Source organism: Mycobacterium sp. NGS68 (assembly GCF_059812195.1).
Map to the genome: position 1 here is coordinate 1 of NZ_JCALCE010000069.1, position 7,090 is coordinate 7,090.

Consider the following 7,090-nt stretch of genomic DNA (forward strand, 5'->3'; position numbering starts at 1 on the left):
GGGGCGGTCATGGCGATCGGTGTTGGGCGCCGCGCTCGGCGTCATCACGGTGTGCGGAGCGGTCGCATTGACCGTCGTCGTGCTCGCGCACCGAGGCTCGCACAGCGCCGCGCCGGCCAACTCCGCGACACCGCCGGCGCCGTCCGCAGCCCCGCTCAGCCCGCCACCCCCGGTGACAGGGACCGTGTCGCCGCCATCATCGTCCACGGCGGGGGCGCCAGCACCAGCTCCTCCGACTGACCCAGTCCGCGAACAAATCTTCCTGACGGCACTGCAGACCGCAGTGAACCTCCCTGGCCCGAACCACGTCTCCTACGCCGACATTCCCGGCAGCCACGGCGCGTACATGGGCGACGTCACAGCATGGATGCCCGGCGGCTCAGTAGTCAGGAACGCCTACAAGGCGTGTGCTGTCCTGGCCCGATACCCCGATGATCGCAAGCGAGCTACCGACGCCTTCTTCGGGGGAATTGGGGCCCCCATCGACGTAGATGCATCCATCGCGCGGGCACGGGCGACATACATGGATATCGCGGCGATCGACCTCTGCCTGTAGGTGAGGGGCAGTGAAATGCCAGCGCAGCAGGAGCGGCTGGGGCTACATTGACTGGCATGGCCGAGGCCCAGGCCTCCGATGAAACCGCCGCTCGACCGGACGACGGCGAGACTGTGGCTGTCCCCGAGCTGGCGCCCACGCTGGCCGCCGCAGCGTTGGCGTGGTCGGCTGGCGATACGGCTCCTCCGGTGCGGCGGCCAGTGCCGCGGTGGGCTAAGGCTCTCCTGGCCGGGGTCGGAATCAGCGGCCTCATCGCGGGGGCCTTCGTGGTTGGTCAACATCACTCCGCCCGCGGGCCGGCGCCGGCAGCGGCTCCGGCGAGTTCAAGCGCGGCCGCGGTTCCGCCGGGCGCGGTCTTGAACGGAACGTACCGGCTTGACTACCACGCTGACGAAGGCACTTTCCGCGGCAACGCGACACCGCCGAGCACCAAAGCGGAGCCGCATACGACTTGGTGGGCTTTTCGATCGTCGTGCACCGCCGCGGGCTGCACCGCCATCGGCGTCCGGCTGGACGATCAGGATCATGGCGTCGCGCGCATCCCGGCATCGACCGACACGCTCAATTTTGTCGGCGGCAAATGGGAGGATGCCACGCCGGCTGTGAATCATGGGGAGGCCCGGTGCCCTGGCAACTACGGCGAGCGGTGGGCGTTTCTGCCTCTGGCTGATGGTCGGCTGCGAGGCACGGACACCTACACGATCATCACGGATGAGTGTGGGTTCAAGGGAAATGTGACGGAGACGCCGATCACGATGACGCGGGTGGGATCGGTACCGGAAGGGCTATTGCTGCCAGGGCCGCCTCCCTAATCGGTTCCTGTTCAATCGGGACGCCGCGCGGGTGATCGACCGCTCGAAACGCCGAAATCCGCCCAGGGATCTCGGGAGAGACCACCGGGGCGGCTGGGTATATCGACTTGCAGAAGGTGAACGAATCGTCGAGAGAGTGTGGAGCCGAAAATCAGGTACCTCGTCGCAGTCCTGTTCGCAGCCGTAGTGGTCAGCGCTCCGCCCGCCGTGGCCGATGATCGCTGAACCCGCAGCAGTTCGCGGCCACGTTCGAGCTGTTCACCGTGATGCTCGCGGCCCCCGGAGCGTCGCCGAGCAGCAGATCCCCGCCCGCCGACCCGACTACTCACCACCGATCGCCGGCCTGGCGGTAGATGTGGACGACCTTCACGCCACCGCACTGGGCATCGACACAGCGATCGATCCAGAGGATGTGGACGATGTCGAGACGCTAGTCTCCGACGTCGACGCGCTTATCAACGAAATTGATGATCTAGCCGAATCCATGCATGACAGTGCGCGGAAGATCGTCGGGGACCCGGCACGGTTGCAGCGACTGAAAAGCGAGACGAGGCGCTTCCGGAGGAAGCGGGCGCGCATCGACATCGCGCATATTTCGGAAGGCACGAACCTCGACATTGAACGCAGCGATAGCCAGCCGCCGGAGCGGACTCACGCCGCCCGGACGCTGAAGCCGGGCGAGCGCCGGGCCCAGCCGGAGCAGGGCGAAGCCGGCGGCGACGGTTCGCAGGTTGACCCACGCGGGGACGACGAGTGACGCCGCCGCGGTTGGTAGTCGGACTGTGCGCCGCGGCGGTGTTGGATGGGTGTTCATCGCACGGCGCGCCAACCGCAACGACGAAAACGGAGACCGTCACGATAACCAGCTCCGTTCACGCCGCGTCGCCCCCAACCGTTCCGCCCCGGACACCAAATCCGCCAACACATCTCGCGACAAAGCAGGGATTCGCGAAAGATCTGGAAGTTGGAGTCGGGATCGCGCCGGGACTGTGGTTCGGCACACCCACGGAAGACTATCCACCCGTTTGCATGTTGATGCGGTTCCTCGACTACCCGTTCGTGTACGAGGTGGAGCGAGTTCCTGACAATCTGATGTCGAATTTCGGCGAGCCGATGACATATCGCATCCCGTCCGGTGGTGGCATCCGCCTCGGTGGCAACTGCGTCTGGGATCGGATCGAGCCATGAGCCGCAATTTGGCGATCGTCACATATCCGCGGCGTGTCCCCGTCTTCGTCCGGCAGTCGCGGCTACTGTTTGCTGTAGCCGGGTGGGTCTTCGCTGGTTTCGCGACGTTCGTTGCGCCGGCGAGTGCCGATCCGTCGCTTACCCGGGACGAGTTGAATTTCATCGGCTCGGTCGCAACGCAGGGCTATAGGGTCGATGTGTATGAGACAGTCCGCATCGGCTACCGGGTGTGTTCGTTTTTCGACCAGGGTATGGCGCACAACGCGATTGAAAGGTTTGTCGCGGGTACCTTTGCCGACCGCCGGGACAATGCGCTGTACTACGCGGCGCTGTTCGCTCAATACGCCACGTACAACCTATGCCCAAGGCATACCGGCGAATACGGCAACATCTGATGCGAGCAGTAGCAGCAGCACCGCCCAGCCTCGCCCACCGGAGCCAGTCTCGGCGCGACGGCCAGGATCAGTTCGCGAGATGACTGGTCACACCGCATGACCGCGACGCAATACACCCTGTGGTGTACGAGTACTAGCTCTTGGTGTGAATACGACATTGTTGGCGAAAGCTATTACGGTGCAACGATTCGGAGTCTGCTTCCAGGTGATTGGGATGGCAGCGGCATTGAAATTCGACGTGATTTCGAACTGATTCCCGAGCCTGACAATCCCTACGATCCCTTTGCGATTGCAGTGCGTGCCGACAACAAGACGGTCGGCCACATCCCGCGCACCGACGCACCTAGCTGGGCGAATGTCGTCCGCCGGATCTGCGCGTCCGGTTATATCCCTGTCGTCCCTGGGCGGGTGTACGCCTTCGAGCGGCCCGACTGGGAGAACTGGGACGGGACCGGTGATCCGGCAACGGACTTCGGTGCGACCGTCCAATTGAAGCTCGGCGAGCCGCACACCGCGCTACCTCTTAACAACCCGCCTGCCGTCCCACACACACTTCTTCCCCGCTCGACGATTGTCCAGGTCACGAAGGAAAACGAGCACACCAACGCGCTGCTGAAGTTTGTGCCGCCCGGCGGTTACGGCTTGCTCATCGCGACTCTTCATGAACAGGTGGGCGCCGCTGGACGTCCGCTGGTGGAAGTGCGTATCGATGATGAACGTATCGGGCAACTCACGCCGCAGATGAGTCAGCGGTTCCTGCCCCTGATCCAGCATCTGTCCCGCCGCGGCATCCTCCCGGCGTGCTGGGCGGACATCACTGGGTCCGCCGTCGCAGCTGAGGTACGCATCTCTGCTGTGAAGGCAAATGAGGCGACGCCCGAGGTTCTCAACGGAGAGGCCGTTGAAGTGCTGGGTTTGATCGCCGAAGAACCGGACGTGCAAGCCTACCGTCTGAGCGGACATCTCTACCAAGTCGAAGAAGGCCGAGCGAAAAGCGCTGTGATCCAACGCCCCCCGACTCCAACGCCCCCGCCGCTGCCACCCGCAGGCTGGTACGACGATCCCCAATATCCGCAGTTCATGCGGTACTGGAACGGCGCAGCGTGGACCGAGCACACGGCACCCAACCCACGGAGCCGTAGATGATGCGCCGACATGAAGGGGATCGGGCATGATGGCTGGCGATGCCGATCGGCTCGGCAGCATGACTCCGATGCGTTGGTACCTGGCGGGCGTTGGTCTCCTGGCGCTGGTTTTCGGCCTGGTATTTTTGGCTGGTGTTCCGATGTCGGCGCACGATTCGGCGGGCACGTCAGTGCGGTGTGGGACCGCCATCAAGCGCGATGAACAGGCTTTCGCGGACTACCAACTCGAGCAGCGCAGGCGCGAGCTCGCCGCGACACTCGACCCAGTGACGGGCAGAATCACCGGGCCAGGTGATCGTGTCACGGGCTGGTATTCCACGCCCAGTCCTCCGAATTGCGATTCGCCGATAGCTCAGCGGCGGCTCTGGGCGATCTCGTTGGCTGTCGCTGGATTGGTGGTGCTGGTGGGCGCTGTCGTCACCGCACCGCCAGGCCGCCGCGCCCCGACCCAGCACCGCGCGCGCCCGGAGCAGGGCGAGGCCGGCGGCGAGGAAGCCCGGATTGACCCACAGGAAAGGTGATGGGGAAGAATCAAGAGGCGCGGAGCGTCGAGGTGCGGTCTTTTCGTGCCGAACATTCTGTTGATCCTGCAAAGGAGCCCGAAGCCAAGCGACCACCGACTGGGCGCGATATAGCTGATGGGTGGCTCACACAGTTCGGCACCGAGTGGTTTCGTGAAGAGCCTCGCTTCGATGAAAGGGGCGAGTTCGACGTGTCGGTGCTGTCCGGAAGGCTAACGCTCAAGCAGACGGCGTATGCCCTGTTTGGTCGGCCGCCTAGGTCGAACTACCGGCATCGTCACTTCGACGTAGCAAAATTGGTGGCCGCTCGTTATCGCTGTTTGCACACCCCGCGGCCGCAGCGGCCGCAACATGCGAGCATACTTGCCACGTGTGCTGACGCGAGTATCGAAGCCCACAAAAGTTGGTGGTCTGATCTGCGGCGTGTCGCGTTAAGCTTGTTGGCAGAAAGTGGGGTGTGAGCGATGCATCCGCGTACGCGATGGTGGTTGAAGCGGGCTAACTCGGGATTGCGCTGGATCAGTGCACTTCCCAAAGATCACGCCAGCTCGACTGCGATTACGCCGATACGCGGACGTGCGGGCCTGCTCCCTGTCGGCGATTCAGATGGAGCTGTCCTCGTATGGCTCTTCGATGACAGACCGGGCGCATCCCAAGCGCTTGTGGTCCGTCTGACCGAAGATGAGGCCAATCGCGTCTACTGCGCCGACCCATACTCGGTCGGCCTCCTTGAGCCGATACGGCGCAGCATCACCAATCGATGGGCAGTCTTGATGGTTAAGTGCGGCAACCAGCGGTACGCCCGTCCTTATCGGATTTCACGACGTGCGAACGAGGATCACTTCATCGCGGACCTTGACGCGGCTGCTGAAGGATGCCCGGCGTTCAGCCTCGCTAGTAGCCGCGCGAAGGAAGTCCCCGTTGCCCAAAATTTTGCAGACAACTTGGCGCGGGATCTAGCGTTCGTCTAGAACGGCAAGCATGTAATTCCAGCTCAAACTGGGTATTGTCGTACCGCTCGCCCAGCGTCCACGGGCATGAGCATCGAAGCTCTCTTTCATCCCTGGCGGACACTTCGCACGCAGCACGCCGATGTCGACGTGTCCTGCCGTTATCGGTTGCCCGAGCAGATCATGGGGCTGGAGCGCGGGGCACGGATCTGGTTGGACCGATCGCTGACGCAGGCTGAGCGTCGCTGCACCCTGACCCACGAGCTGGTGCACCGCGAGCGCGGCCCGATCCCCGCCGGCTCCGGCGCCGCGGCGCGGGAGGAGCGGATCGTCGACGAAACCGCATCGCGCCGGCTCATCACGATTCCCACGCTCGTCGACGGGCTCCGCTGGACCCGGCACCCGCGAGCTCGCCGACCACCTGTGGGTCGACGAACCGACCCTGCAGACACGGATGGGCACACTCGACCCGCTCGAAGTATCCGACCTCGAGCACCACCTGAACGGAGATTGGTTGTGAATTCCCTGACCGATCAGCAGCGCGCGGTGCTCGATTTCGAGCGGCGATGGTGGGCGACGAACGGCGGCAAAGAGGCCGCAATCCGCGAGCGGTTCGGGATGACGCCGATCCGGTATTGCCAAGTGCTGACCCAGATCCTGGCGGCGCCAGCCGCGCTGTCTTATGACCCAGTGACGGTCAATCGGCTCCGTCCGTCGGATTCGGGACACGCAGTCCTCCGCAGCGCATATTCTCGAGTGGCGACTGGCGCGACGCCGGTATGGACCGGCCCGGTAATCCTCACCCTCTGCATCTCCGGGCTGGCGTTCGTGATGTCCGGTGTCGCAATAGGTTGGCAGATCGTCTCATGGCGGCGCAGCGGTCCCCGCGTAACGGTGGTACGTGTCCAGGGATTTACTACTCCTCCAATGGTCATGGGCATCATCGGAGTCGAGGCACGAAACGCTGGGCGGATCGGTACTCAGATTCATCAATTTGGATTCCAGCTGCCAAATGGTCGAATTATCACCGCCGCTGAGGATTTCACCGGAAAGCCCGTCCCAAATCCGGCGGATTTGCCGCCCGGCGGAGGCGTCAAAGTGATGTACCGAGCCAGCAATATCTTGGAGAGCCTCGCGGGTGGCCCTTCCTACGGTGAGGCTGTTCGGCCGTTCGTTAAGACCGGACACGGCACCTTCCGCGGTAAACCAATCGATCTTGTCAATGGCCAGGTTGAAGTATCCGCTGGTGGCCAGATGAAAGTATCCACCCCGTGCGGTGGTTCCTAAGTTGGTGTGGGCTGCTCCTTTCGGTGTTGGGCGTCTTTCATGCGGTAGGAGTCGCCGTCGGTGATGACGACGGTGGCGTGGTGCAGCAGGCGGTCGAGGATGCTGACGGCGGTGGTCTGCTCGGGTAGGAAGCGGCCCCATTGCTCGAAGGGCCAGTGTGAGCCGATGGCCAGGGAGCGGCGTTCGTAAGCGCCGGCGACGAGGCGGAACAGCAGCTGGGTGCCGGTGTCATCGAG

General features: G+C 63.7%; 10 protein-coding genes. 8 read left to right on the forward strand and 2 right to left on the reverse strand.

Going from position 1 to position 7,090, the window contains the following annotated elements:
* The coding region (locus AC5Y5V_RS31110; protein WP_499942877.1) for a hypothetical protein at positions 1 to 207 on the reverse strand (207 nt) is incomplete at its 3' end.
* 76 nt (positions 208 to 283) lie between these two features.
* Here AC5Y5V_RS31110 and AC5Y5V_RS31115 point away from each other — a divergent pair.
* The 8 genes from AC5Y5V_RS31115 (at position 284) to AC5Y5V_RS31150 (ending at position 6,854) form a co-directional block, all read left to right on the forward strand.
* Positions 284 to 556 (forward strand): hypothetical protein, encoded by a 273-nt coding sequence (locus AC5Y5V_RS31115; RefSeq protein WP_499942878.1) that lies wholly within the window; start codon positions 284 to 286, stop codon positions 554 to 556.
* 56 nt (positions 557 to 612) lie between these two features.
* Positions 613 to 1,368: an Rv2253/PknI dimerization domain-containing protein gene (locus AC5Y5V_RS31120; protein ID WP_499942880.1), complete on the forward strand. Its 756-nt coding sequence runs from the start codon at positions 613 to 615 to the stop codon at positions 1,366 to 1,368.
* A gap of 214 nt (positions 1,369 to 1,582) precedes the next feature.
* Positions 1,583 to 2,125 carry a hypothetical protein gene (locus AC5Y5V_RS31125; protein WP_499942881.1) on the forward strand — a complete coding sequence of 181 codons (543 nt, stop codon included), beginning with the start codon at positions 1,583 to 1,585 and terminating at the stop codon, positions 2,123 to 2,125.
* A gap of 272 nt (positions 2,126 to 2,397) precedes the next feature.
* Entirely contained in the window at positions 2,398 to 2,556 is a 159-nt protein-coding gene (locus AC5Y5V_RS31130; RefSeq protein ID WP_499942882.1) for a hypothetical protein, read from the forward strand.
* Positions 2,553 to 2,951 (forward strand): hypothetical protein, encoded by a 399-nt coding sequence (locus tag AC5Y5V_RS31135; protein WP_499942884.1) that lies wholly within the window; start codon positions 2,553 to 2,555, stop codon positions 2,949 to 2,951. Before AC5Y5V_RS31130 ends, AC5Y5V_RS31135 begins: the two co-directional genes overlap by 4 nt.
* A gap of 96 nt (positions 2,952 to 3,047) precedes the next feature.
* Positions 3,048 to 4,097: a DUF2510 domain-containing protein gene (locus AC5Y5V_RS31140; RefSeq protein WP_499942886.1), complete on the forward strand. Its 1,050-nt coding sequence runs from the start codon at positions 3,048 to 3,050 to the stop codon at positions 4,095 to 4,097.
* Between the two features lie 25 nt (positions 4,098 to 4,122).
* On the forward strand, positions 4,123 to 4,617 hold the full coding sequence (locus tag AC5Y5V_RS31145; RefSeq protein ID WP_499942887.1) for a hypothetical protein: 495 nt from the start codon (positions 4,123 to 4,125) through the stop codon (positions 4,615 to 4,617).
* Between the two features lie 1,037 nt (positions 4,618 to 5,654).
* Complete coding sequence (locus tag AC5Y5V_RS31150) at positions 5,655 to 6,854, forward strand: DUF3263 domain-containing protein (RefSeq protein ID WP_499942890.1); 1,200 nt, start codon at positions 5,655 to 5,657, stop codon at positions 6,852 to 6,854.
* Here the strand turns inward: AC5Y5V_RS31150 and AC5Y5V_RS31155 are convergent.
* A partial coding sequence (locus tag AC5Y5V_RS31155; RefSeq protein ID WP_499942893.1) for an ATP-binding protein occupies positions 6,851 to 7,090 on the reverse strand: 240 nt, incomplete at its 5' end. The genes AC5Y5V_RS31150 and AC5Y5V_RS31155 overlap by 4 nt on opposite strands.